The sequence below is a fragment of the Streptomyces sp. NPDC051173 genome, assembly GCF_040689515.1.
In the GTDB taxonomy this organism is placed as follows: domain Bacteria; phylum Actinomycetota; class Actinomycetes; order Streptomycetales; family Streptomycetaceae; genus Streptomyces.
This window is the reverse complement of sequence record NZ_JBFBBD010000044.1, coordinates 1-26,183: the sequence shown is the minus strand read 5'-3', so window position 1 is coordinate 26,183 and position 26,183 is coordinate 1. Positions and strand designations below refer to the sequence as shown.

Below are 26,183 nucleotides of genomic sequence, written 5' to 3'. Positions count from 1 at the left end.
GCGAGGGGGTTTGTCAGGCATGGGTGCCGCAACGCGCGTACGGCCGCCGGAGGTCACCGCGCAGCCGGGCGCGGTCGCGCCGCGGGCCGTGTCGCGGCCCGGCGGCGTGGGGCCGGTCCGGCTGCAGCAGCTGGTGCTGGTCGAGGTGGCGGCGGCGCTCGTGCTGGCCGCGTGGGCCGCGGGCCCGGTGTGGCTGGCGCCTGCGGGCGTGGTGGCCGCGGTGCTGGTGCTCCTCGCGCTCGTGCGCCGCGGGCAGCGGCCGATAGCGGACTGGCTGGCCACGGCGGTGTCGCTGCGGCGGCGCGCGGGCCGGGCGGTGGCCGCCCCGGTGGGTACGGACACGGGGTTCGCCCCGGTCCTGGAGTGCGAACCGGCGCTGCGGACCGGTTCCTTCACCGACCGTGAGCGGCGCGAGGTGGGCCTGGTCGGGGACGGCACGTTCCTGACGGTGGTGCTGCGGGTCGACGCCGTGGACGCCCCGCTGCGTCCGCTGCGGGTCGAGAAGGCGCTGCCGCTGGCGCTGCTGCGGGACGCGATGGACGTCGACGGCATCCGGCTGGAGTCCGTGCAGGTGGTGCAGAGCACGCTGCCCGCGCCCGCTCCGCACCTGTCGGCGGAGGCGCTGGCGGCCCGTAACTACGCGCCGCTCCAGGCGATGGCCGGCACCCCCGCGGTGCGGCTGACGTGGGTGGCGCTCAAGCTCGACCCGGAGCTGTGCCGTGAGGCCGTCGAGGCCCGCGGTTCGGGTGTGGAGGGCGCGCGGCGCTGTCTGCTGCGGGCGGCGGACCAGTTGGCGAGCCGCTTGCAGGGGGCGGGCTTCCGGGCCCAGCTGCTGTCCGAGGAGGGGCTCACGGCCGCCGTCGTGACCGCGGCGAACGTCAATCCGACCGCCTCGGCGCAGGCGGGCCGAAGCGGCGCGCCGGTGAGGCGGACCGCGGAGAGCTCCCGGGCCTGGCGGTGCGACGACCGGTGGCACAGCACGTACTGGGTCTCCCGCTGGCCGCAGTTGGGCCCGGAGGCCACTCCGCTGCCGCAGCTGGCCGCGCTGCTCACCTCGCTGCCCGCGCTGTCGACGACGCTGAGCCTGACCCTCGGGCGCGGCCGCGCACCGGGCGGCCGGCACGCGCCGAGCGTGACCGCGCACGTACGGGTCACCGGCCGCAGTGCGGACGAACTGGCCGATGCCCGGCGGGAGCTGGAGCGGGCCGCGCGCGGGGCGAAGGCCGGGCTGGTGCGGCTGGATCACGAGCAGGTGCCCGGTGTCCTCGCCACGCTGCCCCTGGGAGGGACGCGCTCATGACCACGGCTCCCCCGCCGCCCGCGCGGCGGCGTTTCGGCTTCGGGCTGCCGGGTCCGCGCCGCGGGCGGCACGAGATCGCGCCGGAGCAGTTCGACGCGCTGGCCCTGCCGGTCGGGGACGACGGCGTGGTGATCGGCACCGATCCCCAGGGCTCGCCCGCCGTCCTCGGGATCGGCCGCCCCGCCCCCTTCGACGCCGTCCTGGTCGGCGGTGCGTGGACGGCACAGGTGATCGCGTTGCGTACGGTCGGCACGGGCGCCCGTGTCGCCGTGGAGACCGGCCGCCGTCAGTTGTGGACGTCGCTCGCGCAGGCCGCCAACAGCGGTCAGCCGTGCGTGACTCTGCACGATGTCGGGAGGGTGCCGCCGCAAGGGGCGTCGGTGCACAGCCCGGTGCTCGTCGTCCGTGACTGCGGTGCGCGGCCGCCGCGCGGCCGGGTCGTCGCGGCGCCCTGGCAGCCGGTGCTCACCCTGCTGCCGTTCGTGAGCCCGGAGGCGCCGCGCCTGATGGCGAGCGCGGATCTGGTGGGTGTCCAGCGGGTCTCCCCCGAGGAGGCGGAACAGCTCGGCCGGCTCCTCGGGTTGCCGCCGGAGGACGTCGCGGCGCTGCCGACGCTCCAGGACGGGGTGACGCTGTGGTGCGCGGGCCGGCGGTCGCGTATGTATGTCGACACCCGGGCCACGGGGCCGGAGACCGGGCTGCTGGGAGCGGCCCGGCGGATGGACTGATCCGGAGAGTGGGGCGGGTTCTCCCCCGCCCCACCCCCCGGGGGTCACTTGCGGAGGATCAGCAGCATTCTGTTGCCGTCCCCCGACTTGCTGTCCGACAGCCGCGTCGTGGCGATGCAGAAGCGGTCGTCGTCGTAGAGGTAGCGCGCGCCGAAGAAGGAGTTCTCGGCGGACGTCATGGACGCCGGGATCTGGAGCAGGACCTTGGGGTCGCCGTCGGCGCCGACGCTGACGACCGCGCCCGCCGTGTCGTACGACGCCTTCTGGTACGCGATGACCTTGTCGCCGTCCGCCTTGAGTGGCATCAGCTCGCGCTTGCCCGTGTTCTTCGCGGCCCACTTGCGCTTGCCGGTGTCGAGGTCGAAGGCGTGGATCTCGTTGCCGGAGGAGTAGTTGCCCTCGGTCGGCAGGTACAGGGTGCTGTCCGTGACGGCCACGCCCTGGCAGCCGCCGAGGTCGTGGCCCACGATCGAGAGCCCGCAGGTCGGCGCGTACGACTGGCCGGCGAGGTCGATGACCGAACGCTCCTTGCCGTCCTTGAGCGCGATGATGCCGCCGGACTTCTTGTCGTCCGACAGGACGGAGACCACGGCCGGTTCTGTGGAGTAGATCTTCTTGGTCCGGAGGCCCTTGCGGCCGTCCCACGTCCAGACGGCCTTGCCCGTGGCCGGGTCGAGCTTCTCGACGTGCGAGGTGTTGTCGCTCACGCAGTTCCAGGAGCGCAGCAGCGCCTTGCCGCCCGCGTAGCCGTCGACGCCGCAGCCCGACTGGATGTCGGGGGTGGGGATCGTCTCGCCGTCGCCGACCCGGATCATGCCGGAGCCGCCGAACCAGGCGGCGCCCATGGCGTCGCCGCTGATGGCCATGTCCAGGCCGATGAAGCTCTCGGCGAAGCCGCCCGACTTGGGGATGGGCTTGTCCCAGACCTTCTTGCCCGCCTTCAGGTCGAGCATGGCGTAGTTGCCGCACTCGTCCTTCTTGTCGCCCTCGTACGCCACGACGACCTTGCCGTCGTCCGTCGTCTCCTTGGGCGCGGCGCACACCCGCTTGGGCAGCGGGACGGACCACTTCTCCTTGCCGTCGGCCGTGGAGTAGGCGACGACCTTGTCCTGCACGGTCTTGACCGCGTTGTCGCCGATCGTCCAGAAGCCCGGGACGGCTGCGCCGGCCCGGTCGACGTCGGGGCCCTTCTGGTCGAGGACGACCTTCGCCTCGCCGTCCTGGCGCGCGTCGTTCGGGTCGCTGCCACCACCGTCGCGCGGGCCCGCGGTGCCCTCGTCACCACCGTCCTTGCCGCCCTTGGCCGGGGCGGCGCCGCCGTGGGCGCTGGGCTTGTCCGAGCCCTTGTCGTCGCCGGTCAGCGCCCACACTCCACCGGCCGCCGCGACCAGGACCGCGAGCGCCGAGCCGATGATGACGGCCGTCCGCTTCCTGTCCGGGCCACCGGAGGAGGGCTGGGGACCCGGGGCGCCGTAGGGCGGGCCCGGGGGCGGCGGGAAGGCGCCGTAGGGGTTGGGCTGTTGCGCGCCGGGCTGTTGCGCGTACGGGTTCGGCGGGTACGGGCTGGGCGGGTACGGCACGCCGGCGGCCGGTCCCTGCCGCCCCGGGGCCGGGGGAGCGCCCCAGGCGGGCGGGGGCGCGGCGGGGGGCTGGGCCGGAGGCGCGGGCGGCTGTTCCGGGACCGCCGCGGACTTCGCCGGCGGGGCCGACGGACCTGCCGGTGCCGGGGGTTCGGCGGGAGCGGCGGGGGGCTGCTGGGGGGCTTGCGGAGCGTTCGCGGCCGGATCCCGCGGTGCGCCGAAGCCGCCCTCGGGGGGCTGGTTCGGCGGCATCGGTGGGGGTGGGGGCGGCTGGACCATCAGCGCATACCTCTTGCTGTGCGGGCCCGGCGTCCGTTCTGCCTCCCCCCGCGATCCGAGGGAACGTCAGCATTCCCACGAAAAGGAGCGAATCGGGCGCGGATCCCGCGCCGTTGCGGCTTTCGAGCGGGAAATCTTTCTATCACCCCGGTTCCGGCGCAGGCCGGGGCCGGTTGCCACAGGGGCCGTTGACGAGGTGGGGACGGGCCTGCCGTCGCGACGCGTATGACGATTAGTCTTGACGGGTGTACGTACGGGAGAACCGCGCACCGGACTCCTCCCGTCGGAACAGGGGGAACCCCGGGCGGTCGGACGACGGGAACGGTCGGGCCCGACAGGCAGCACATGGGCGTCAGACCACATCAGCAGGAGGCAATGTGAGCAGCGATCGGGACGAGCTCCGCGCGGGCGGGACCACAGCCGGCGAGGACCGGTCCGACGCGGGCCACGAGAACGAACCCGACCACACGGGTGAGTTCACGATCGACTACACACCACCGGCTTGGTACACGCAGAACGCGGTGTCACAGGCCACTGGTGCGGCCGGCCCGGCCGGTGGCCCGGCTGTCGGCGAGGGTGACGCGGGCCGGACGGCCCCGCGGGGGCGGGGCCGGACGGCCCCGCCCCCGCCTTCGGGTGAACCGCTGGCTCCGCCGCTTCCGCCGTCGGCTCCGCCTGGTCTGCCGCCCGTGTGGCCGCCGCAGCCGGCCGCCGCCGCGACCCCGGACGAGGGGGCTCCGACGACGGACGGCTCGCCCTTCGGCACCGGCGCGGCGGAGGGGTTCCCGCCCGCCGCCGCGCAGGGCGACGGTTCCGCGGACGAGCTGCCGTTCGGGGCGGAGGCGGCCGTGGCACCGGTGGCGGACGGTACGGCGCCTTCGCCGGCCGAGGCTCCTGACGCGGCCGAAGCGCTTGCCGACGGCGAAGCACCCGCGGCCGAGGCGCCCGCCGAACACGGTGAGGACTTCCCCCTGGCCGCCGCGGCCACCGCGGCCACGCCCGACGACAACGGCGCGGCGGACACCGCCGACGCCGACCCGCTTCCGTTCGGAGCGGACGCCTCCGAGGCCGACGGCGACGTGCGCGGCGAAGGGACCATGCGCTTCTCCCCCGGCGTACCGCAGGGCGAAACCGGCAGCGGCGCTCGCGAGGGTGACGTGCGCAGCGAGGGAACCGTGCGGTTCTCCGCCGTCGCCCCGCGGGAAGAAGCCCCGGACAACCGGGCCGAGGAGCCGCAACCTCCCGTCGACGCTCCCCGCGCCGACGGCACCATGCGCTTCTCCGCGGCCGCTCTGCGCGACGAGGTCGCGGGACGTACGCAGGAGCCGGATGTCCGGAGCGAGGGGACCATGCGGTTCTCCGCCGTGACGCCGCCGGAGGGCGTCACGGAGCCGACCGCCGAGACGCCGACCGAGACGCCGGCCCCTGAGGCACCGGCTCCCGAGGCGTCCGTTTACAAGGCATCGGCCCCTGCGGCGCCCGCTCCTGCGACACCGGCCCCCGAGGCATCCGTTCACGAGGCACCGGCCCTTGCGGCACCGGCACCGGCTCCTGCCGCACCGGCCCCTGAGCCGTGGGCGCCGCCGTCGCCGCCTCAAGGCGCGCTGCCGCCGCTGCCCCCGGACTTCCAGCCCGCCGTCCCGGCCCCAGAGGCTCCCCCGGCCGCCCCGACGCCCGCACCCGCGCCGGCCCTGCCGTCGCGTCCCGACGTCGCCCCCGCGGCGCCCACTCCCCCGCCCGCGCCGGCCGACGCGCCGCGAGACGGCTACGGCTACCCCGGCCAGGCGGCGGCGCCCCAGTCGCCGTACGCGCAGCCGACGGGCGCGCCGCAGGGCGGTTACGGCTACCCGCGGCCCGACGCGGCCCCGACACCCTCGCCGTACGCCCCGACACCCGCTCCGCACGCGGGAGTTGGACAGCCCGACCTCTACGCGCAGTACACCCCGGGCGCGTACAACCCTCAGAACTCCCACCCCCGGCCCGAGGCGTACCCTGCGGCGGACGCGCCCCAGCCCATGCCCAAGCCCTCCCCGTACGCCCCGTACGCCCCGCCCGCCTCCCCCGTGACGCCGCCTCAGGCACCCGTCGCCGCGGACGATTCCGCCGAGGTTCCCGCGCCGCAGCCGCAGGGCGCGCCCGGCGAGCAGGCACCGCAGGCGCAGCCGGGCGTGCAGCCCGGCGGTTACGCGCTGCCGCCCGCCGTCACGCCGGACAACGGCGCCCTTCCGCCGCTCGCCGAGCAGCAGCAACAGCCGCAACCACAGCCCCAGTCGCAGCCCGGCGTCCCCGTGGACCCGCGGTCCGGCGGGTGGCCGACCGTGACGCCCGAGCAGCGGCAGCGGTCCGTGCACGGGGCCCCGCTGGGGTTCACGGCGTCCATGGAGCTGTCGTCGGAGCGGCTGCTGCGCAACAAGCCGAAGCCGAAGAAGCAGCCGAGCACCAGCCGGTTCAAGTTCGGCGGCAAGAAGGAGGAGGCGGAGCGGCAGCGCAGGCTGGAGCTGATCCGCACCCCCGTGCTGTCCTGCTACCGCATCGCCGTGATCAGCCTCAAGGGCGGCGTCGGCAAGACGACGACCACCACCGCGCTCGGGGCGACGCTGGCGAGCGAGCGGCAGGACAAGATCCTGGCGATCGACGCCAACCCCGACGCGGGCACGCTCGGCCGCCGCGTGCGCCGGGAGACGGGGGCGACGATCCGCGACCTCGTCCAGGCGATCCCGAGCCTGAACAGCTACATGGACATCCGGCGCTACACCTCGCAGGCGCCGTCCGGCCTGGAGATCATCGCCAACGACGTGGACCCGGCGGTCTCGACGACCTTCAACGACGAGGACTACCGGCGGGCGATAGACCTGCTGGGCAAGCAGTACCCGATCATCCTCACCGACTCGGGCACCGGCCTGCTCTACAGCGCGATGCGCGGCGTCCTCGACCTCGCGGACCAGCTGATCGTCGTCTCCACGCCGTCCGTCGACGGCGCCAGCAGCGCCAGCACCACGCTGGACTGGCTGCACGCGCACGGCTACGCCGACCTCGTCTCGCGCAGCGTCACGGTGATCTCGGGGGTCCGGGAGACCGGCAAGATGATCAAGGTGGAGGACATCGTCTCCCACTTCGAGACGCGGTGCCGCGGTGTCGTGGTCGTGCCCTTCGACGAGCACCTGGCGGCGGGTGCCGAGGTCGACCTGGAGATGATGCGGCCGAAGACGCGCGAGGCGTACTTCCACCTCTCCGCCCTCGTCGCGGAGGACTTCACGCGGGCCCAGCAGCAGCACGGGCTCTGGACCGGGGAGAACCCGCCCGCGCACCAGGCGCCGCCGGTGCCGGGCGCGTACGTCCCGCCGGGCGCCCCGGGCCCGTACCAGCAGCCGTACGACCCGTACGCGGGCGGACAGCCGCAGGCCCAGCCGTATCCGCAGCAGCCGTACCCGTACGGCCAGCCGCAGCCGGGCGGCCCGTACCCGCCGGCGGGCGGTCAGCCGCAGCCCGGTGGCGGCTACGGCTACCCCCAGCAGTACCCGCCGCAGCAGACCTGAGCGGATGACGGAACGGAAGGGCCCCGGGCGGATGCCGCCCGGGGCCCTTCCGTCAACTCCTCAGCGGGTCACGCCGTGACGTGCGCGGCGTCGTGCGCCGCCACCAGGTCACGCGCCCGCTTCACATCGCCGGCCATGCACTGGAGCAGCGCCTCGATGGAGTCGAACTTCTCCATGCCGCGCAGGTAGGCGAGGAAGTCCACGGCCACGTGCAGGCCGTAGAGATCCAGGTCGGTGCGGTCGATGGCGTACGCCTCGACCGTCCGCTCGGTCGCGTCGAACTGCACGTTCGTGCCGACGGAGATGGCCGCGGGCATCGCCTCGCCGCCGACGGTCAGCCAGCCGGCGTAGACGCCGTCCGCCGGGATCGCGGTGTGCGGGAGGGTCTCGACGTTGGCGGTGGGGTAGCCGAGTTCGCGGCCGCGCTGCGCGCCGTGGACGACGACGCCCTCGACGCGGTGCGGGCGGCCGAGGATCTCCATCGCGCCCGCGACGTCGCCCTCGGCGACCAGCCGCCGGGTCAGCGTGGACGAGAACGGCAGTCCGTCGCCCGCCTCACCGGTCACATAGAGGTCCATGACCTCGACGTCGTAGTCGTAGGTGACACCCAGCTCCTGGAGCAGGCCGACATCGCCCGCCGCCCGGTGGCCGAAGCGGAAGTTGGGGCCCTCCACGACGAGCTTGGCGTGCAGCTTGTCGACCAGCACCTTGACCACGAAGTCCGCGGGCGAGAGCTTGGAGAACTCCGCCGTGAACGGCAGGATCAGCACCGCGTCCACGCCCAGCTCCGCCATCAGCTCCGCGCGCCGGTGGTGCGGGGCCAGCAGCGGCGGGTGGCTGCCCGGCCGCACGACCTCGCTGGGGTGCGGGTCGAAGGTCACCACGACGGCGGGGACGCCGAGCGACCGCGCCCGCTCCACCGCGCGCCCGATGAGCAGCTGGTGCCCCCGGTGCACCCCGTCGTACGAGCCGATGGTGACGACGCTGCGCCCCCAGTCCTGGGGGATGTCCTCCAAGCCACGCCAGCGCTGCACTGTGCCCGCTCCTCGCCCGAACCCGAACTGTTGTCTGTCGATATACGCAGGACTAAGAGTGCCATGCTGGCTCGCGGCGGTCCGCATCGGCCGGTCCACCGGCGCTCGCCCCGCCCGCCTCGGCCCCGGCGGTGAGCCTGATCCGCGCCCGCGGCCCCACCACCACGGCCCACTGCGCGGGCGCGGACTTCAGCCAGCGGCGCACCTGTTCACCGAAGACCGGGATCTCGCGGGCCAGCTGCGTCAGCCGCCGGTCGAAGCAGGCCGCCCCCTCCGCGGTGCGCGCCATCAGCAGGCCGGTGCGGTGCACGAGGTCGCGCGTGCGCGCCTCGGTGCGCTCTGCGGCGCCCGCGGCCACGGCCCGCAGCAGGGCGTCGAGGACGGTGACGTCGCGCTCGTACGGGCCGTACTGCTCGCGCTCCAGCAGCACCTCCAGCAGCTCCTGGCGCAGGGGACGGGACAGCGAGGTGCCGGGGGCAGCCAGGACGGGGGCGAGGGCCCGGCGCACCTGTGCGGGGCGGCTGCTCAGCAGGTGCACGACCAGCGGGAAGAGCACGGACCTGGCGGCGGGGCCCTCCTCCAGCCGCCGGTCGACGAAGGCCGCGGCGTGGTCGGCGCCTTCGGGACGGTGCTCGATGTGCTCCTGGACGAGCGCGGCGGCCCGGCGGGCCAGGGCCGGGGCGGTGACCCCGGCGAGGGCGCGCAGCACCAGGGCCGGGCCGTCGCCCGGCTCGTACAGCCGTGCCCGGAAGATCGCGAATACGGGCTCGGGGTGGGTGGTCAGGGCGGCCGCGAGGGCCTCGGCGGGCAGGTGCGGATCGCCTGCGGCGAAGCGGACGACGGCCTGCGGGAGGTATTTCGCGCGGGTCTCGGTGTCCCGGACGAGGAGGGCGAGCGCGGTGCCGTGCAGGGCGCCCTCGGCGGGGCGGGCGAGGAGGGCGAGCGCGGAGTAGCGCAGCAGCTCGCGGTCGGCGTCGATGGTGACGTGGGGCGCGGTCCGCAGGGCGTACGCGGCGGCGGCCACGTGCCGCTCCAGGCGGTCGTCGTGGGCCCAGCGGTCGACGGCCCGGCAGAGCGCGGACGGCTCGTCCTCGGCGAGGGCGTTGAGGAGCTCGTCGGCACGCGGGTGCCCGGCCTCCACCAGGGCCTCGGCGAGGTCGTCGACGGCGCGGTGGCGGTGGGTGTGGAGCAGCACCTGCGCTGCGGTGGAGACGGTGAGGCGGGCGCTGTCGGGGTAGGGCGCGGCCTGGAGGGGGCGCTCGTCGGTGAACCAGCGGCAGATGAGGGTCTGTGCCGCGCAGGGGTCCTCGGCGAGGACGGTGGCGACGGCCGGCAGGAAGCGGTCGCTCTGGGGCGCGTGGGCGCCCTGGTGCGGCGCGAGCTGCGAGTGGACCTGGGCGGCGGCGCCGGGCGGCGGGCCGTCGGCGGGGAGCAGCAGGCGCAGCAGGTCGAGGCGGTCGGCGAGGCCGAGCGGCAGCCGGAGCCAGAACCAGGGCCCGAACTCGGCGAGCCCGCCCAGCGCCCGGCTCGCGTCGCTGTCGAAGCCACCGAGGTCGACGGCACGGGCGGTGATCCGCTCGGCGAGCAGCCGCAGCGCGCCGAGGTAGGGGGCGGCGTCGGGGACGCGGAGCAGCGTCTCGCCGAGCAGGTGCGCGGCCCACCAGGCGGGGTCGGGGAGGGCCGGGGCCGGTGCGTCGGTGGCGGCGGCGGTCCGCCCGAGGGCGGAGCGCCCGGCCGGGGAGAGCGCCTCCACGGCGTGGACCAGGGCGCAGAGGCGCTCGGCCAGGGCGGCGGGGCCGGAGCGCCGGGCGAGCAGGAGCAGCGACTGGAGCACGGGGCCGATACGGTGCCGGGGCACGGGCAGCGGCTTGGGTTTCTCCTGCTCGGCCGCGCCGCGCTTGGTGCGGCGGCGGCCCGCGCCGGTACGGGGCGGCCGCTTGGAGCCGGGGGGCGGCGGCACGTGGCCCTCGGGGGCGGCCCCGGTGCCCGGCCGGGACGGAAGCCTCTCCTCCGCCTCCAGGCCCGCGCTCTCGTGCTCGTACCAGCGGTGGACCAGCGCGTGCAGGGCCGTGTCGAGGTCCAGGTGCGCGCCCTGGAGCCAGTCGGCGAACTCCTCGTGCGCGAAGCGGTAGCCGCTGCCCGCGGGGACGAGGAGGCCTTCGGTGAGCACGGCGGAGGCCCAGCCGTTGCGCCAGGGGAAGAGCTCCTCGAACGCCTCGCGCTCCAGCTCCCCCTGGCCGGGCCCGAGACAGCGCCGGGCCGCCTCGTGCACCTGCCCGGCGACCCGGGCGGCGAGCCGGCGCACCGTCGTGCCGCGCAGCGGTGGCCTGCGGTCGGCGGAGAGCCGTACGGCGATGCGCAGGCAGGTCAGGTCCAGATAGGCGGAGAAGACGTCCCAGCGGTCGGGCGGCCGGGCTCCCTCGTCCTCCCCGGAGACGGCCGCGTCCGGGAGGGCGGCGCGGACCTCCGCGAGCAGCCGGAGGGCCAGCGGGTGGGCGGCGTCCGCCTGCTGGATGGCCTCCTCGGGGACGCCGTAGACGGCCCGGGCCTCGGCGGCCTGCCGGGGGGTGAGGTCGGTGAGGCGGACACATGGCGGCAGGCCCCGGGGGGCGGGGGCGTCGTCCGGCACGTGGAGGGCGGACGGCGGGAAGAGGGCGCCCGCCGTCTCCCAGTGCTCGGGGCGGCAGGCGACGATGATCCGGGCCGACACCTCCCCCAGCCACTCCGCGGTGGCGGCCGTCCAGGCGGGCAGTCCGTGGGCGAGGACCGGGGGGAGCTCCTCGGGCCCGTCGAGGACGATCAGCAGGGGGCGTCCCACGCGGTGCGCGAGCGCGGCGACGGCTTCCGGGGTGGCCTCGGCGGGGTCCCCGACCGTGCCGGCCGTGCCCGCCGAGGCGGTGACGATCCGCGCGGCCGCCTCCAGGGCGCGCGCGACGGCGTCTCGCACGCTCTCGTCGCCGTCGCGCAGGTCGGCGCCGCGGATCCAGATCGTGGGCGCGGGCTCCGAGCCGAGGGCCCGCCGGGAGGCGAGCGCGCCGAGCTCGGTCGTACGGCCGGTGCCCGGCCCGCCGACGAGCCCCAGGACCAGGGGCCCCAGCGGCGGGCGGGTCTCCGGTTCCGCTTCCGGCCCGGCCCCGGCGTCCGCCTCGGTGCCGGCTTGCCGGTCGTCGGGCGGGGCCGCGGGCTCGGCCGCGTCGCCGCCGCAGGGCAGGCCGGCTTCAGGGACGTCTGCGCCTGCGGGATCCGGCCCGTCGTCCGCGTCGGTGAACGGGGGGCGCGGGCACGCCAGGAAGCGCTCGAACTCCCTGGCGGTCTCCGGCCTCGGGACGGGATCGCGCCAGGCGCGCGCGGTGGTGACCTGCCCGAGGGAGGTGGCCGTGAGCTGGAGGGCACCGGCGAGATTGAGGTCGGGGCCGAACGCCGGGATGGTGGCGGCGTTGCGCTCCAGGAGGGCCGCCAGGGGCCCGTCCGGGGTGGCACCGGCGGCGGCCCGGAGCGGGATCGCGAATCCGCCCGACCGGCGCTCGGCGTGCAGCGCGGTACCGAGGACGGCGGCCACCGTTCCCGTACGGGCGTCGATGACGGGGCCGCCGGTGGCCTCCTCGCCGAGGCGCAGGCCGTCGCGCTCGCCGAGGGACAGCTCGACGGCCGCGTCCAGCAGGTGGAAGCGGTCGGTGGCGGTGTACGTCACCAGCGCCTCGCCGACGATCCGCGCGGTCTGCCAGCGGCCCGCGCGCAGCCGCACCTCCGTGCCGTCCTCGATCCAGTCGGCCGCGGCGACGGGCAGTGGCCGCACGCCGAGGCCCTCGGTCCGTACGAGCGCGAGGTCGCAGCCGGGCAGCTGGGTCACGGCGTCCGCGCCGACCAGGCAGGTGCGGTCACCCGGCGCGAGGAGGACGAGCCGGGCGAGCCCGTCGACCGCCTCGTGGCTGGTGATCATCGTGCCGCGGTCGTCCGCGAGGAACCCCGTGCCGCGCGGTCGCCCGGCGAGGTCTCTGATGCGCACCAGGTACTCGTCCGCATCGGTCCGCCGACCGTTCATCCGTCGAACCTCCCCGCCGTGCACTTACGTCGACGGTAGGGAGCGGATGATCGGCAGGACAGATCGCACCCGGAACGCGCCCCCTTCCACCCCCTCCGTTCACTCCGAGCGCCTGCCCAATGGGGTGAATCCTCCGCATGGAGCGGATGGGGAGCGGAGAGAAGGGCATCGTGGGACGGGGCGCGTACGGACGCGCCCCGTCCCACGATCATGCCGAAGCCGAGGCCCCGGCGCCGGTGTCAGGCCGTCGGCCGGCCTCAGCCGAAGACGGCCAGGCTCTTCGCCTTGCCGCCCTGGTTCTCGACCAGGACCAGGAAGCGGCCGTCCGGCCCGAAGACCGCGACCGGGCCGGTGCCCTCGAAGAGCGGCATCTTGAGCCGCACGCCGTTGCCGAGCAGGCGCGCCTGCTCCTCGTTGACGTCCCAGCGCTGGAAGGCCGCGGCAGCCGCCTCGGCGACCGGCATGACGCCCAGCTCCTCCTGGATCTGCTCCAGCGTCCGGGCCTCGCCCAGCCCGTACGGGCCGACCCTGGTGCGCCGCAGCGCCGTCAGGTGGCCGCCGACGCCCGTGTCCGCGCCCAGGTCACGGGCGAGGGCACGGACGTAGGTGCCGGAGGAGCACACGACGGAGACCAGCAGGTCCTGCACCGGGGTGCCGTCCTCCGCCTCGGCCGGGTGCACGGCGTGCACCGCGAAGGAGGAGACCGTCACCGGGCGGGCGGGGATCTCGAAGTCCTCGCCCTCGCGGGCCCGGGCGTAGGACCGCTTGCCGTCTATCTTGATCGCGCTGACCTTCGACGGGACCTGCATGATGGCGCCCGTCAGCTTGGCCACGCCCGCGTCGATCGCCTCGCGGGTGACCCCGGAGGCGTCGGCGGACGAGGTGATCTCGCCCTCCGCGTCGTCCGTCACGGTGTTCTGCCCGAGGCGGATCGTCGCGACGTACTCCTTCTCGGTCAGCGCGAGATGACCGAGCAGCTTGGTCGCCCGCTCGATGCCGAGGACGAGCACGCCCGTCGCCATCGGGTCGAGCGTCCCCGCGTGGCCGACGCGCCGCGTCCGCGCGATGCCGCGCATCTTGGCGACCACGTCGTGCGAGGTGAAGCCGGCCGGCTTGTCGACAATGATCAGACCGTCCGGCGGAGCCGGTGCCTTCTGCTTCATTCGGACGCCGCGTCCGTGTTCTCGGCGGTCTCTGCCTTCTCGACGTCCTCTGCGTCCTCGCCCGGCTTGCGGTACGGGTCCGCCTCGCCCGCGTACTTCTTGCCCGAGGAGACCTCACGGACCTCCGCGTCCTTGGCCTTGGCCTTGGCGAGCAGGTCGTCGATCGTCCGGGCGTTGTCGGGCAGGGCGTCCGCCACGAAGGTCAGGGTCGGGGTGAAGCGCACCCCGGTCTCCCGGCCCACGGTGGAGCGCAGGATGCCCTTGGCGCTCTCCAGGGCGGCCGCGGACGCGGCGCGCTCCTCGTCGTCGCCGTAGACCGTGTAGAACACGGTCGCCTGCTGCAGATCGCCCGTGACCCGGGTGTCCGTGATGGTCACATAGCCGAGCCGCGGGTCCTTGATCCGGCGCTGGAGCGTCTCCGCGACAATCTCCCGGATACGGTCGGCCAGCTTGCGCGCCCGCGCGTTGTCGGTCATGCGCCTACTTCTTTCTTCTTCGGTTCAGTCATCAGTCGTCGTCGCCGTGGATCCGCCGTCTGACCGACAGCAGTTCCACCTCCGGCCGCCCGGCGACAAGCCGCTCGCAGCGGTCCAGTACATCCGTGAGGTGCCCCGTGTCCCCGGAGACCACCGCGAGCCCTATCCGGGCCCTGCGGTGGAGGTCATGATCACCGACCTCCGCCACACTGACCGCGAACTTGCGGGCCAGCTCGGCGACGATCGGGCGGACGACGGAGCGCTTCTCCTTCAGCGACCGGACATCGCCGAGGAGGAGGTCGAAGGACAGAGTCCCTACATACATGCGTGACGGGTGAGGCCCACCCGGGAGGCGTGAGGTCCAGCTGGTGTGTACGAGCTCCTAGAACCGTACATGCAACGGCCGGGGCCGATCGACGGAAATATTCTCCCGCCGACCGGCCCCGTCCCGCGCGCCGCCCGGCCACCGCTTCCGGTGGACGGGCCGCGCGCGGCAGTTGCAACGCGTATCAGCCGCGCGGCTTCTCGCGCATCTCGTACGTCGCGATGACGTCGTCGATCTTGATGTCGTTGAAGTTTCCGAGGTTGATACCGCCCTCGAAGCCCTCGCGGATCTCGGTGACGTCGTCCTTGAAACGACGCAGACCGACGATGTTGAGCTCCTCCGCGATGACCTTGCCGTCGCGGATGAGTCGCGCCTTGGTGTTGCGCTTGACCTCGCCGGAGCGGATGAGAACACCCGCGATGTTGCCCAGCTTGGACGAGCGGAAGATCTCGCGGATCTCCGCCGTACCCAGCTCGACCTCTTCGTACTCCGGCTTCAGCATGCCCTTCAGGGCCGCCTCGATCTCCTCGATCGCCTGGTAGATGACCGAGTAGTAACGGACGTCGACGCCCTCGCGCTCGGCCATCTGCGTGGCACGGCCCTCGGCGCGGACGTTGAAGCCGATGACGATGGCGTCGGAGCCGGTCGCCAGGTTGATGTCGGACTCGGTGACCGCACCGACACCGCGGTGCAGGATCCGGATCTCGACCTCTTCGCCGACATCGAGCTGGAGCAGCGAGGACTCGAGAGCCTCCACCGAACCGGACGCGTCGCCCTTGATGATGATGTTGAGGTCCTGCACCAGACCGGCCTTGAGCACCTTGTCGAGGTCCTCGAGGGACACCCGGCGGGTGCGCTTGGCGAAGGCGGCGTTGCGCTCACGCGCGGCGCGCTTCTCGGCGATCTGGCGAGCCGTACGGTCCTCGTCGACGACGAGGAAGTTGTCGCCGGCGCCCGGGACGTTGGTCAGACCGAGGACGAGGACGGGGGTCGACGGACCCGCTTCCTCGACGTTCTGGCCCTTGTCGTCGAGCATCGCGCGGACACGGCCGTAGGCGTCACCGGCGACCATCGTGTCACCGACGCGGAGGGTACCGCGCTGGACGAGCACGGTGGCCACGGCGCCGCGGCCACGGTCGAGGTGGGCCTCGATGGCGATACCCTGCGCGTCCTGCTCCGCGTTGGCGCGCAGGTCGAGCGAGGCGTCCGCGGTGAGGACCACGGCCTCCAGCAGGCTGTCGATGTTCAGACCCTGCTTGGCGGAGATGTCGACGAACATGGTGTCGCCGCCGTACTCCTCGGCCACCAGACCGAACTCGGTGAGCTGACCGCGCACCTTGGTCGGGTCGGCACCCTCGACGTCGATCTTGTTGACCGCGACCACGATCGGCACGTCGGCCGCCTTGGCGTGGTTCAGCGCCTCGATCGTCTGCGGCATCACACCGTCGTTCGCCGCCACCACGAGGATCGCGATGTCGGTGGACTTCGCACCACGGGCACGCATGGCGGTGAACGCCTCGTGACCCGGGGTGTCGATGAAGGTGATCGCGCGCTCTTCGCCGTTGACCTCGGTGGCGACCTGGTACGCACCGATGTGCTGCGTGATACCGCCGGCCTCGCCCGCGACGACGTTCGTCTTGCGGATGGCGTCCAGCAGTCGGGTCTTACCGTGGTCGACGTGACCCATGACGGTCACGACCGGCGGACGGGAGACGAGCATCTCCTCGCCGCCCTCGTCCTCACCGAACTCGATGGAGAACGACTCGAGCAGCTCGCGGTCCTCCTCCTCGGGGCTGACGATCTGAACGGTGTAGTTCATCTCGCCGCCGAGGAGCTGCAGCGTCTCGTCGGAGACCGACTGCGTGGCCGTGACCATCTCGCCGAGGTTCATCATCACGGCGACGAGCGACGCCGGGTTGGCGCCGATCTTCTCCGCGAAGTCGGTGAGGGAGGCACCGCGGGACAGGCGAATGGTCTCGCCGCCACCGCGCGGCAGCATCACGCCGCCGACGGACGGGGCCTGCATGGCCTCGTACTCCTGGCGCCTCTGCCGCTTCGACTTACGGCCACGACGCGCCGGACCGCCGGGACGGCCGAAGGCACCCTGCGTGCCGCCACGGGCACCCGGGCCGCCGGGACGGCCACCGAAGCCGGGACGACCGCCGAAGCCGCCGCCACCGCCGCCGGGGCCACCGCCACCGGGACGACCGGCGAAGCCGCCGCCGCCACCGGGACGACCGCCGCCACCGGGACCGGCCGGACGGCCGGCGAAGCCGCCGCCACCCGGACGACCGGCACCGCCGGGACGACCGGCACCGGCGCCGGGACCGCGACCGCCGCCGCCGGGGCCCGGACGCGGACCCGCGGCCGGACGCTGCGGCATCATGCCGGGGTTCGGACGGTTGCCCGCAGGAGCGCCACCGGGACGCGGAGCGCCGCCGGGGCCGCCCTGCGGACGGGGCATGCCGCCCGGGGTCGGACGGGCACCGCCCTGACCCTGCGGACGCGGGGCGCCGCCGGGGCCGCCCTGCGGACGCGGGGCACCCGGACCGGGCCGCTCGCCGCCGGGACGCGGGGCGCCACCGGGACGGGGGGCCTGCGGGCGGGCCATGCCGGTGGAGCCACCGGAGGTGAAGGGGTTGTTGCCCGGACGGGGACCGGCCGGACGGGCGCCACCGGGACGCGGGGCACCCTGGCCGCCGGGGCGCGGGGCGCGCTCGGGACGACCGCCGTCACGCTGACCGCCGTCACGACCGGCGGGCGCCGGACGAGCCGGACGCGGGCCGGGGGTGGCGCCGGGGCGCGGACCGGACGGGGCCTGCTGGGACGGCGCCTGCTGCGCCGGGGCCGGGGCGGAGAACTCCGCGGCCGGGACCGGGGTGACAGGGGCAGGCTTGGCCGGAGCCGCCGGAGCGGGCTTCGGGCCGGGGCGCGGACCAGGGGTCGGCGCCGCGCCTGCGGGCTTGGGAGAGGGGGTCTCCGCGGCCGGCTTGGGAGCCGGGGCAGCGGGACGGGGGGCGCCCGGAGTGGGGGCACCCGGCTTCGCGGGCGCAGCCTTGCGCGGCGCCGCGGGCTTCGCAGAGGACTTGGCGTTGCCGCCAGGACCCTGCAATGCGTCAGTCAACTTGCGGACGACCGGCGCCTCGATCGTCGAGGACGCCGAACGGACGAATTCACCAAGTTCTTGGAGCTTGGCCATGACGACCTTGCTCTCTACTCCGAACTCCTTGGCGAGTTCGTATACCCGGACCTTAGCCACTTCGCTCCTTCTAGGTCCGGGGTGTCCACCGGACCGTCGCTACTTCATGGGCGTACTCATCGCGTACTCATCGAGTGCTCATCGCAATCTCGACCTACTTCCAACTCGCGAGGTACCTGACCGCACGGTTTCCCGTGCCGTTCTTCTTACGGTGTTGCCTGCCGGTGCTGCCCTTACTCATCGATCCGCTCGATGTGCCGGCGCAGTTCCGTCACGTCGAGCGGGCCCTGGGCCTTGAAGGCCCGGGGGAACGCCCTGCGGCGGACCGCCAGGTCGAGACAGACCAGTGTGGGGTGCACGGAGGCACCCCGGCCGGGCAGCGTACCGCGAGGGTCGGGGACGCAAGCGCCCTCGATCATCACGATCCGCAGCAGATCGCCCTTGGCCGCTCGCTCCCGGCATCCCACACAGGTTCGCTCAGGGCATGCGCGGGCATGCGTCCGGCCAGACACTGATTAAGTCTACCTCCCCGCGCCGACCTCGCCCCTGGGGGGCCGTGATCGGGCACGAATACGTTTCGGCCACCCTGCGCGGCCGTCTGCCGAGGCCCCACCGCGGGGCCCCGAAGTCCATCGGCCGGCGCCAGGGGCGCCGGCCTCACAAGGATCAGTCCTGGTCGGACTGCTCCGTGTCCGGGCGGATGTCGATGCGCCAGCCGGTGAGGCGGGCGGCGAGGCGGGCGTTCTGCCCCTCCTTGCCGATGGCGAGCGACAGCTGGTAGTCCGGCACGGTCACCCGGGCGGAGCGCGCGCCGAGGTCCACGACCTCGACCTTGCTCACCCGTGCGGGGGACAGCGCGTGGGCCACGAGCTCGGCCGGGTCGTCCGACCAGTCGACGATGTCGATCTTCTCGCCGTGCAGCTCGGCCATGACCGCGCGGACGCGGCCGCCCATCGGGCCGATGCAGGCACCCTTGGCGTTCAGCCCGGAGCGGGTCGAGCGCACCGCGATCTTGGTGCGGTGGCCGGCCTCGCGGGCGATGGCCGCGATCTCCACCGAACCGTCGGCGATCTCCGGCACCTCCATGGCGAAGAGCTTCTTCACCAGGCTGGGGTGGGTGCGCGAGAGCGTCACGGACGGGCCGCGGACACCCTTCGCCACTCGGACGACGTACGTCCGCAGGCGGGTGCCGTGCTTGTACTCCTCGCCGGGGACCTGCTCCTGCACCGGCAGGATGGCCTCCAGCTTGCCGATGTCGACCAGGACGTTCTTCGGGTCCTTGCCCTGCTGGACGACGCCCGCGACGACGTCGCCCTCACGGCCCGCGAACTCACCGAAAGTGATCTCGTCCTCGGCATCGCGCAGACGCTGGAGGATGACCTGCTTGGCGGTGGTCGCGGCGATCCGGCCGAAGCCGGACGGGGTGTCGTCGAACTCGCGGGGCTCCTCGCCCTCCTCCAGGTCCTGCGGGTCCTCCTTGGCCCAGACCATCACATGGCCGGTGGACCGGTCCAGCTCCACGCGGGCGCGGCGGCGGCTTCCCTCGGTGCGGTGGTACGCGATGAGGAGGGCCGACTCGATCGCCTCGACCAACAGGTCGAAGGAGATCTCCTTCTCTCGCACCAGACCCCGCAGGGCACTCATGTCGATGTCCACGGCTACGCCTCCTCTTGGCTCTCGTCGGTTTCGTCTGCGGCCTTGGCGGCCTTGTCGTCTGACTTGCGGTTGAACTCGATCTCGACGCGGGCCTTGGCGATCTCACCGAAGGTGATCCGCCGGGTGGTGGGCTTGCGGCCCTTCACCCCGGGAACCTCCAGGTCCAGGCCCTCGTCGTCCACCGCGACGATACGGGCGACGAGCTCGCCGCCCTCCGTCAGCTGCGCCTTCATCAGGCGGCCGGTGGCACGCACGTAGTGACGGTGCTCGGTCAGGGGACGGTCCGCGCCGGGAGAGGTGACCTCCAGGACGTACGGGGTCCCGCCCATGGCGTCCGTCTCGTCGAGCTTCTCGGAGGCCGCGCGGCTGAGGTCGGCGCACTCGTCCAGCTCGACGCCCGCGTCGGAATCCACCACGACGCGCAGCACGCGGCGCTTGCCCGCGGTGGTCACCTCGACCTCTTCCAGATCCAGCTCTCGCGCGCTGACGAGAGGGGCCAGCAGCTCGCGCAGCCTCTCGCTCTGGGTGGTGCTCATCCGGGTGACTCCTCGGCCGCGTGTGCTGTTGTGGGAAAGTCGCGTGTCAGGTCAAAGCCTATCTGTTCCGGCAGCCGACTGACGATTCGGTCCCCGCTCCCCCGGCCTCGCGCCCGCGCGCGGGTACGCTCGCGGGCGGTGATCATGGCAGGACCTGGCGGACACACGGAAAGTAGGGGCTCGTGGCGCTCACGACGACGACGCGGGGCACTGCCGGCCCGCGCAGACGCGGGGTACTGGCGGGCGGCGCGGCCCTGCTGACCGGTGGCGCCTCGGCCCTGCTGACCGGCTGCTCGGACGGCGCCGGGGGCGGCGGCGAGCGGACGTCCGCGGCGAACCGGCTGCGGGCCGCCGCAGGCCGGGACTCGGCGGAACTGCTGGCACGCTACGACGCGACCATCGGCGCGCACGACGCGCTCGCCCCCCGGCTGCGGCCGCTGCGGGCCGAAGTCGCCCGGCACGCCGAGGCGTTCGGAACCTCCGCGTCCGCCTCGCCCTCGGCCTCCGCCTCCGCTTCACCTCCCCCGGGCGTCCCCGGGGACGGGAAGAAGGCCCTGGCCGCCCTCGCCGAGGCCGAGCACCGCGCCATGGACGCCCGTACGGCCGCGCTCGTCGGCGCGCCGCCCGAGCTCGCCCGGCTCCTCGCGTCCGTCGCGGCGGCGGGCGCCGGTCACATCTTCCTGCTCGGAGAGGACTCATGACGCGGTCACCGTCCGCCACCCCGCGGACCCGGACCCTGGACGCGGCCCAGGCCGCCCTCGCCGCGGAACACGCAGCGGTGTACGGCTACGGAGTGGTCGGCGCGCGCGCCGACGAGCCGCACGCCGCGCTGGCCCGCGAGGCGTACGACGCGCACCGCGTGCGGCGCGACGCGATGGACCGGGCCGTACGGGACCTGGGCGGCACGCCCGAGGCGGCGGCCGCGGGGTACGCGCTGCCGTTCGCGGTGCCCGACGCGGCGGCCGCGGTGCGGCTGGGCGCGGAGCTGGAGAGCCGGGTCGCGGACGTCTACGCCGACCTCGTACGGGACGCCACGGGCGCCCTCCGCCGGGACGCGGCGACCGCGCTGCGGGACTCGGCGGTGCGGGCGGTGCGCTGGCGCGGGGGCAGCGTAGCCTTCCCTGGGCTCGTCGAGCGGGCCTCCCCCAGCGGTTCGCCGGACCGTGCCTGACCAGCGAAGACGAAAAGGACAGCCCAGGGATGACCCACGCGAACAACCGCCTCGAACCGCCGGAGCGGCTGGTGCGGACCCTGAGCCTCGACCCCCCGGAGAGCCCCGCCCGCCGCTGGCTGGCCGCGCTGCCCGGGACCGCCCAGGAGTGGCTGCGGCGCTGGGAATTGACACTCGAACGGGTACAGGAGCCGGGCGGGCGCACCAGCCTGGTCCTCCTCGTCCGGCAGCCCGACGGCACGCCCGCGGCCCTCAAACTGACCCCGCCCGACGGCACGGCGGCGCTGGAGCACGCGGCACTCACCCGGTGGGACGGCCGGCACGCGGTGCGGCCGCTGCGGGCGGACCCCGACGGCGGGGCGCTCCTGCTGGAACGGCTGCACGGTGACATCAGCCTGCGCTCGCTCGCGGAGCCGAAGGCGCAGCTGGAGGCCGCGGCGGTGCTCCAGCGGCTGTGGGTGCCGCCGGGCGACGACCATCCGTTCGGCGGCGTCGCCGAGCACACGGCGGCCCTCGCCGCGGGTCTTCGGGAGCACCGGGAGCAGCCCTGGGCTGCCGACGCGCGGGCCCTCGCCGACGAGGCACTGGAGCTCCGGGACGCGCTCACGGCGGACTCCGCGGAGGAACCGGTGCTGCTGCACGGGGAGTTCCACCAGGGCAACGTGCTGGCCGGCGACCGGTCGCCGTGGCTGGCCGTCGGCCCGCGGCCGCTGGTGGGCGAGCGGGCGTACGACCTGGCGTGGCTGGTCGGCGACCGCGTCGACACGCTGCTGGCGGCGCCGGGCTCGGCGGCTGCCGCGCGGCGGCGGGTGTCGAAGCTCTCGGATTCGCTGGACGTGTCGGCGGAGCGGGTGCGGGGGTGGGCGGTCTTCCGCGCTGTGTCCTCCGGACTGGCCGAGCTTTCTTCCGGGCGCCGGGGGCGGGGTGAACTGCTGCTGGAGTTCGGGGGGTTGCTTTAGCGGTGCCGCTGGGCCGGCGCCCCGGCTCCTGGCTGCGGGCCGGTTCGCGCCTGCGGCGGGCTTGTTCCCCTACCCCGCCCCTTCCCGAAACTGGGGGCAAGCCCCCAGACCCCCTGTCCTCAATCGCCGGACGGGCTGAAATCGAGGGGCGGGGCTGGGGCAAACTCAGGCCGACGTCAGACGCGCCACCGCCTCCGCCACCGGCAGTTCCTCGCGAGCCCCCGTCCGCCGGTCCCTGAGCTCGACCACACCGTCAGCCGCACCCCGACCGACCACCAGAATCGTCGGCACTCCGATCAGTTCCGCGTCCGTGAACTTGACGCCCGGGGACACCCCGGCGCGATCGTCCAGCAGGACGCGCACCCCGGCCTCGCCCAACTGGGCGGCCAGGGACGACGCCAGTTCCGTCTGCGCCGCCTTGCCCGCCGCGACCACGTGGACGTCGGCGGGGGCGATCTCGCGCGGCCAGCACAGGCCCGCCTCGTCGTGGGTCTGTTCGGCGAGGGCGGCCACCGCGCGGGAGACGCCGATGCCGTACGAGCCCATGGTGACCCGGACCGGCTTGCCCTGCTGTCCTAGGACGTCGAGGCCGAAGGTGTCGGCGTACTTCCTGCCGAGCTGGAAGATGTGGCCGATCTCGATCGCCCGGCCGATCCCCAGGCCCGCGCCGCACCGGGGGCAGGGGTCGCCCTCGCGGACCACGACGACGTCGAGGTACCGGTCGACCTTGAAGTCCCGTCCGCAGACCACGTTCCGCGCGTGCGTGTCCGGCTTGTTGGCCCCGGTGATCCACGCCGTGCCGGGTGCCACGCGTGGGTCGGCGATATAAGGCACCGTCAGTCCCTGCGGGCCGACGTAGCCGCGTACGAGGTCGGGCCGGTCCGCGAAGTCCTCGGCCGTCACCAACTCCACGACGGCGGGCGCCAGGTGCTCGCCCAGCTTGCCGAGGTCCACCTCGCGGTCGCCGGGCACGCCGATGGCGGTGATCTCACCGTCGATCTTGACGAGGAGGTTCTTGAGGGTGGCCGAGGCGGGCACGCCGAGGTGGTCGGCGAGGGCCTCGATGGTGGGGGTGTCCGGGGTGTCCAGCTCCTCGACGGGACCGTGCCCGGCCTCGGCGCCGGCCTCGATCCGTACGGTCACCGCCTCGGTGTTGGCGGAGTAGTCGCACTGCGGGCAGTCCACGAAGGTGTCCTCGCCGGCCGCGGCCGGGGCGAGGAACTCCTCCGACGCCGAGCCGCCCATGGCGCCCGAGACGGCGGAGACCACGCGGTGGTCCAGGCCGAGCCGGGTGAAGATCCGGAGGTACGCCTCGCGGTGCAGGCGGTAGGCCTCGGCGAGGCCCTCGTCGGTGGTGTCGAAGGAGTACGAGTCCTTCATCTGGAACTCGCGGCCGCGCAGCACACCCGAGCGGGGCCGTGCCTCGTCGCGGTACTTCGTCTGGATCTGATAGAGGATCACCGGCAGGTCCTTGTAGGACGTGCACTGGTCCTTGACCGTGAGCGTGAAGATCTCCTCGTGGGTGGGGCCGAGGAGATAGTCGGCGCCCTTGCGGTCCTTCAGCCGGAAGAGCAGGTCGCCGTACTCCGCCCAGCGCCCGCTCGCCTCGTAGGGCTCCTTGGGCAGCAGCGCCGGCAGCAGGACCTCCTGGCCGCCGATGGCGTCCATCTCCTCCCGGACCACCCGGGAGACGTTGTCCAGCACCTTCTTGCCGAGCGGCAGCCACGTCCAGACCCCCGCGGAGGTGCGGCGGACGTAACCGGCGCGGACCAGCAGCTTGTGGCTGGCGGTCTCCGCGTCGGCCGGATCGTCGCGCAGTGTCTTCAGCATCGTCGTGGACATGCGCTGGACGTGGGCCATCGTGGTCTCCTGCGTGCGTAGTGGACTGGCAGGAGGTTAGCCGCAGGCGGCGACGGCGCGGCAACGGGTTTTCGCGCGCTCAGCCCAGCAGGGGCAGGGGCGCCCCCATCACCACGTAGGGGCTCGGGGCGCTCGGGAAGACGACCTGCCGCGCGAGGTCGCGGTAGCCGAGGCTGCGGTAGAGGGCGCGGGCGGGGCTCTCGGTGTCGATGGCGGAGAGGATGCTGCGGGGCTCGGCCGCGGTCGCGGTGATGGCGGTGATGAGGGCGCGCCCGATGCCGCGCTTCTGGTAGTCCGGGTGGACGTGCAGCTCGGTGATGACGAAGGCGTCGTCGAGCCAGCCGTCGGAGCCGGTGTTCCGCAGATACGGTTCGACGACGCTGGACCACCAGTGACCGCGGCTGTTCGGCATGCCGTAGACGAAGCCGACGAGCCGCCCGTCCGCCGTCGTCGCCCCGAGGGCGCGGGCGCCGGGACAGCCGAGGTGCCGGAGCACGATGTGGCGCCGTACGCCGACCTCTTCCTCGGTGAGCCCGAAGGCCAGCGCCTGTACGCCCAGCGCGTCGTCGACGCGCGCGGCGAGGTCGAGCGGGCCGACCGCGATGTCATCCATGTCGGGAGGCTACCTCCCCCGCCGGGCGGGGCGGCCGGATCGGGGCCGGGTTCCGGCTGGTCCCGTGCGTCACTCCGCGCACCGCGCGGCGGCCGGAGCGGTCAGAACAGGACGCTCATGAACGCGCCGACTTCCTCGAAGCCCACGCGCCGGTACGCGGCCCGGGCCGCGGTGTTGTAGTCGTTGACGTAGAGGCTGACCACGGGCGACACCTCGGTCAGCGCGTACCTGAGCACCGCCGCCATCCCGGTCTCGGACAGGCCGCGGCCGCGGTGTTCGGGAGCGACCCAGACGCCCTGGATCTGGCAGGCGCGGGTGGTGGCGGCGCCGATCTCCGCCTTGAAGACGACCCGGCCGTTCTCGATCCGGGCGAAGGAGCGCCCCGAGCCGACGAGCTCGGCGACGCGCGCCTGGTAGAGCAGCCCGCCGTCGCCCGCCATCGGCGAGATCCCGACCTCCTCGGTGAACATGGCCACGCACGCGGGCATGATCACGTCCATCTCGTCCTTGCGGATGCGGCGGACGAGCGGGTCGGCGGCGATGTCCGCGGGCATGGACCGGGTCTGCATCAGCGGCTGGTGGGCGCGGACCTCGCGGGCCGGGCCCCAATGGGCTTCGAGGAGCGACCACAGCTCGGCGGTGGCGTCGGCGGGGCCGACGATGGAGGAGCAGCGGCGGCCGGCGCGGCGGGCGCGTTCGGCGAAGGCCCGCACGGCCTCGGGTCCCGCGCAGACGGGGACGAGGTTGGCCCCGGCGTAGCAGAGGGATTCGAGACGGCCGCCCGCGTACCAGCCCCACATCTCGCCGCCGAGCCGCCAGGGGTCGAGCCCGGCGACCTGGACACGGGCGGTGACGAAGGCGTTGGCGACGGGATCGCGGTCGAGGACGGCGAGCGCGTCGTCCAGTTCGCCGGGCTCCAGGACCTTGGTGGTGGTCGTCGTCAACACGTGTCGGAATGCCTCACCGTCGCGGGCCGGAGGCCATGGGAACAGGTCTTGGAACTGTACCTCTCTGGTACCCCGTACACCTCCCCTGCCCGCCCTCTGCCGTTCGAGGACCGCCCGGGACGCGCTGTGCCCCGCTCCGGGGAGCGGGGCACAGGGGTGACGACGGCGGGACGGGCTCAGCCGCTGACGCTGATCTCGGGCTCGCCGGAGGCGACGCCGTCCTGGCGCATCTGCTCGGCGATCTTGAGGGCTTCCTCGATGAGGGTCTCCACGATCTTGGACTCGGGGACGGTCTTGATGACCTCGCCCTTGACGAAGATCTGGCCCTTGCCGTTGCCGGAGGCGACGCCGAGGTCTGCCTCGCGGGCCTCGCCGGGGCCGTTGACGACGCAGCCCATGACGGCGACGCGCAGCGGGACCTCCATGCCCTCCAGGCCGGCGGTCACCTCTTCGGCGAGCTTGTAGACGTCGACCTGGGCGCGGCCGCAGGACGGGCAGGAGACGATCTCCAGGCGGCGCTGGCGCAGGCCGAGCGACTCCAGGATCTGCATGCCGACCTTGATCTCCTCGGCCGGCGGGGCGGAGAGGGAGACGCGGATGGTGTCGCCGATGCCCTCGGAGAGCAGGGCGCCGAAGGCCACGGCGGACTTGATGGTGCCCTGGAAGGCGGGGCCCGCCTCGGTGACGCCGAGGTGGAGGGGGTAGTCGCACTGGGCGGCCAGCTGCCGGTAGGCGTTGACCATGACGACCGGGTCGTTGTGCTTGACCGAGATCTTGAT

The 26,183-nt window shown here is 74.0% G+C and carries 20 protein-coding genes; 6 read left to right on the top strand and 14 right to left on the bottom strand.

Translation table 11 applies throughout. From position 1 onward, the window contains the following. Nucleotides 1–19 precede the first annotated feature (19 nt). Both eccE and AB0435_RS22185 read left to right on the top strand, forming a co-directional pair. Nucleotides 20–1,300 carry a type VII secretion protein EccE gene (gene eccE / locus AB0435_RS22190; RefSeq protein WP_366004977.1) on the top strand — a complete coding sequence of 427 codons (1,281 nt, stop codon included), beginning with the start codon at nucleotides 20–22 and terminating at the stop codon, nucleotides 1,298–1,300. Beyond that, on the top strand, nucleotides 1,297–2,028 hold the full coding sequence (locus AB0435_RS22185; RefSeq protein WP_366427771.1) for a hypothetical protein: 732 nt from the start codon (nucleotides 1,297–1,299) through the stop codon (nucleotides 2,026–2,028). Before eccE ends, AB0435_RS22185 begins: the two co-directional genes overlap by 4 nt. Nucleotides 2,029–2,072: 44 nt before the next feature. Here AB0435_RS22185 and AB0435_RS22180 read toward each other — a convergent pair whose 3' ends face one another. Beyond that, entirely contained in the window at nucleotides 2,073–3,608 is a 1,536-nt protein-coding gene (locus tag AB0435_RS22180; protein WP_366427770.1) for a PQQ-binding-like beta-propeller repeat protein, read from the bottom strand. Between the two features lie 656 nt (nucleotides 3,609–4,264). On the opposite strand from AB0435_RS22180, the gene AB0435_RS22175 reads away from it, so the two are divergent. Further along, nucleotides 4,265–7,423, top strand: a complete 3,159-nt coding sequence (locus tag AB0435_RS22175; protein WP_366427769.1) for an SCO5717 family growth-regulating ATPase — start codon at nucleotides 4,265–4,267, stop codon at nucleotides 7,421–7,423. A 68-nt stretch (nucleotides 7,424–7,491) separates the two neighbouring features. On the opposite strand, the gene AB0435_RS22170 is transcribed toward AB0435_RS22175, so the two are convergent. The 9 genes from AB0435_RS22170 to rimP form a co-directional block, all read right to left on the bottom strand. Next, nucleotides 7,492–8,457, bottom strand: coding sequence for a bifunctional riboflavin kinase/FAD synthetase (locus AB0435_RS22170; RefSeq protein ID WP_366004973.1), 966 nt, complete (start codon nucleotides 8,455–8,457; stop codon nucleotides 7,492–7,494). 52 nt (nucleotides 8,458–8,509) lie between these two features. Continuing rightward, nucleotides 8,510–12,499 carry a serine protease gene (locus AB0435_RS22165; RefSeq protein WP_366427768.1) on the bottom strand — a complete coding sequence of 1,330 codons (3,990 nt, stop codon included), beginning with the start codon at nucleotides 12,497–12,499 and terminating at the stop codon, nucleotides 8,510–8,512. A 257-nt stretch (nucleotides 12,500–12,756) separates the two neighbouring features. Further along, nucleotides 12,757–13,662, bottom strand: a complete 906-nt coding sequence (gene truB / locus AB0435_RS22160; RefSeq protein ID WP_366427767.1) for a tRNA pseudouridine(55) synthase TruB — start codon at nucleotides 13,660–13,662, stop codon at nucleotides 12,757–12,759. Beyond that, nucleotides 13,659–14,138 carry a 30S ribosome-binding factor RbfA gene (gene rbfA / locus AB0435_RS22155; protein ID WP_366004970.1) on the bottom strand — a complete coding sequence of 160 codons (480 nt, stop codon included), beginning with the start codon at nucleotides 14,136–14,138 and terminating at the stop codon, nucleotides 13,659–13,661. Before rbfA ends, truB begins: the two co-directional genes overlap by 4 nt. Nucleotides 14,139–14,169: 31 nt before the next feature. Then, nucleotides 14,170–14,463: a DUF503 domain-containing protein gene (locus tag AB0435_RS22150; RefSeq protein WP_366427766.1), complete on the bottom strand. Its 294-nt coding sequence runs from the start codon at nucleotides 14,461–14,463 to the stop codon at nucleotides 14,170–14,172. A gap of 184 nt (nucleotides 14,464–14,647) precedes the next feature. Further along, nucleotides 14,648–17,722, bottom strand: coding sequence for a translation initiation factor IF-2 (gene infB / locus AB0435_RS22145; RefSeq protein WP_366427765.1), 3,075 nt, complete (start codon nucleotides 17,720–17,722; stop codon nucleotides 14,648–14,650). Between the two features lie 173 nt (nucleotides 17,723–17,895). After that, entirely contained in the window at nucleotides 17,896–18,174 is a 279-nt protein-coding gene (locus tag AB0435_RS22140) for a YlxR family protein (RefSeq protein WP_366004967.1), read from the bottom strand. 154 nt (nucleotides 18,175–18,328) lie between these two features. Then, a complete protein-coding gene (gene nusA, locus AB0435_RS22135) occupies nucleotides 18,329–19,318 on the bottom strand; it encodes a transcription termination factor NusA (protein WP_366427764.1) in 990 nt (329 codons plus the stop codon). A gap of 2 nt (nucleotides 19,319–19,320) precedes the next feature. Next, the gene (rimP, locus tag AB0435_RS22130; protein WP_366004965.1) at nucleotides 19,321–19,854 is read right to left on the bottom strand and encodes a ribosome maturation factor RimP; all 534 of its coding nucleotides are present in this window, start codon (nucleotides 19,852–19,854) and stop codon (nucleotides 19,321–19,323) included. A 182-nt stretch (nucleotides 19,855–20,036) separates the two neighbouring features. On the opposite strand from rimP, the gene AB0435_RS22125 reads away from it, so the two are divergent. The 3 genes from AB0435_RS22125 to AB0435_RS22115 are packed head-to-tail and all read left to right on the top strand — an operon-like array spanning nucleotide 20,037 to nucleotide 21,984. After that, nucleotides 20,037–20,555, top strand: a complete 519-nt coding sequence (locus AB0435_RS22125) for a hypothetical protein (protein WP_366004964.1) — start codon at nucleotides 20,037–20,039, stop codon at nucleotides 20,553–20,555. Beyond that, nucleotides 20,552–21,025, top strand: a complete 474-nt coding sequence (locus AB0435_RS22120) for a ferritin-like domain-containing protein (RefSeq protein ID WP_366004963.1) — start codon at nucleotides 20,552–20,554, stop codon at nucleotides 21,023–21,025. The genes AB0435_RS22125 and AB0435_RS22120 overlap by 4 nt, the downstream gene beginning before the upstream one ends. A 29-nt stretch (nucleotides 21,026–21,054) precedes the next feature. Continuing rightward, the gene (locus AB0435_RS22115) at nucleotides 21,055–21,984 is read left to right on the top strand and encodes an aminoglycoside phosphotransferase family protein (RefSeq protein WP_366427763.1); all 930 of its coding nucleotides are present in this window, start codon (nucleotides 21,055–21,057) and stop codon (nucleotides 21,982–21,984) included. A gap of 165 nt (nucleotides 21,985–22,149) precedes the next feature. On the opposite strand, the gene AB0435_RS22110 is transcribed toward AB0435_RS22115, so the two are convergent. From AB0435_RS22110 to AB0435_RS22095, 4 genes are all read right to left on the bottom strand, one after another. Beyond that, nucleotides 22,150–23,844, bottom strand: coding sequence for a proline--tRNA ligase (locus AB0435_RS22110; protein WP_366004961.1), 1,695 nt, complete (start codon nucleotides 23,842–23,844; stop codon nucleotides 22,150–22,152). A 79-nt stretch (nucleotides 23,845–23,923) separates the two neighbouring features. Beyond that, complete coding sequence (locus tag AB0435_RS22105; protein WP_366004960.1) at nucleotides 23,924–24,457, bottom strand: GNAT family N-acetyltransferase; 534 nt, start codon at nucleotides 24,455–24,457, stop codon at nucleotides 23,924–23,926. A gap of 101 nt (nucleotides 24,458–24,558) precedes the next feature. Further along, nucleotides 24,559–25,404: a GNAT family N-acetyltransferase gene (locus AB0435_RS22100; protein ID WP_366004959.1), complete on the bottom strand. Its 846-nt coding sequence runs from the start codon at nucleotides 25,402–25,404 to the stop codon at nucleotides 24,559–24,561. 176 nt (nucleotides 25,405–25,580) lie between these two features. Continuing rightward, on the bottom strand, nucleotides 25,581–26,183 hold a 603-nt coding region (locus AB0435_RS22095; protein WP_366427762.1), incomplete at its 5' end, for a flavodoxin-dependent (E)-4-hydroxy-3-methylbut-2-enyl-diphosphate synthase.

Coding starts and splice junctions, on each gene's coding strand:
- AB0435_RS22150 (WP_366427766.1), bottom strand. CDS start 14,463: ATGTATGTAGGGACTCTGTCCTTCGACCTCCTCCTCGGCGATGTCCGG.
- AB0435_RS22185 (WP_366427771.1), top strand. CDS start 1,297: ATGACCACGGCTCCCCCGCCGCCCGCGCGGCGGCGTTTCGGCTTCGGG.
- eccE (WP_366004977.1), top strand. CDS start 20: ATGGGTGCCGCAACGCGCGTACGGCCGCCGGAGGTCACCGCGCAGCCG.
- AB0435_RS22165 (WP_366427768.1), bottom strand. CDS start 12,499: ATGAACGGTCGGCGGACCGATGCGGACGAGTACCTGGTGCGCATCAGA.
- rbfA (WP_366004970.1), bottom strand. CDS start 14,138: ATGACCGACAACGCGCGGGCGCGCAAGCTGGCCGACCGTATCCGGGAG.
- AB0435_RS22120 (WP_366004963.1), top strand. CDS start 20,552: ATGACGCGGTCACCGTCCGCCACCCCGCGGACCCGGACCCTGGACGCG.
- AB0435_RS22105 (WP_366004960.1), bottom strand. CDS start 24,457: ATGGATGACATCGCGGTCGGCCCGCTCGACCTCGCCGCGCGCGTCGAC.
- AB0435_RS22115 (WP_366427763.1), top strand. CDS start 21,055: ATGACCCACGCGAACAACCGCCTCGAACCGCCGGAGCGGCTGGTGCGG.
- rimP (WP_366004965.1), bottom strand. CDS start 19,854: ATGAGCACCACCCAGAGCGAGAGGCTGCGCGAGCTGCTGGCCCCTCTC.
- AB0435_RS22110 (WP_366004961.1), bottom strand. CDS start 23,844: ATGGCCCACGTCCAGCGCATGTCCACGACGATGCTGAAGACACTGCGC.
- truB (WP_366427767.1), bottom strand. CDS start 13,662: ATGAAGCAGAAGGCACCGGCTCCGCCGGACGGTCTGATCATTGTCGAC.